Source organism: Thalassotalea mangrovi (assembly GCF_005116735.1).
Taxonomy (GTDB): Bacteria; Pseudomonadota; Gammaproteobacteria; order Enterobacterales; family Alteromonadaceae; genus Thalassotalea_A; species Thalassotalea_A mangrovi.
On sequence record NZ_SWDB01000067.1, the window covers coordinates 1 to 243 of the forward strand.

General features: G+C 46.5%; 1 protein-coding gene. It reads right to left on the minus strand.

Annotation, left to right across the window (positions count from 1 at the left end):
- Nucleotides 1-50 precede the first annotated feature (50 nt).
- Nucleotides 51-243, minus strand: a 193-nt coding sequence (locus E8M12_RS16415; RefSeq protein WP_211245069.1) for a hypothetical protein, incomplete at its 5' end; no start/stop codon positions are given.

A 243-nucleotide genomic window follows, 5' to 3' on the forward strand; every position in this document is an offset into this window, starting at 1 on the left:
TCCCTCGTTACACGTCCGAATTGCATGATTCTTGGGCCCTTGGTTATCTTTCATGATGGGGAACATGTGGTGAAATTATCTCGCTGAACCGCTTCCGTGCCAAAATCGAGATTTCGACTCCCCGAACCAATTAATGTAGCTAAAATGGCCTTGGCGAACCACTCGTCCAAAAATCGACCGACACGGATTTCAATTCTGATCATGCTCCCACGTAGCCAACCTAAAAATATTCCCAACGGTCTT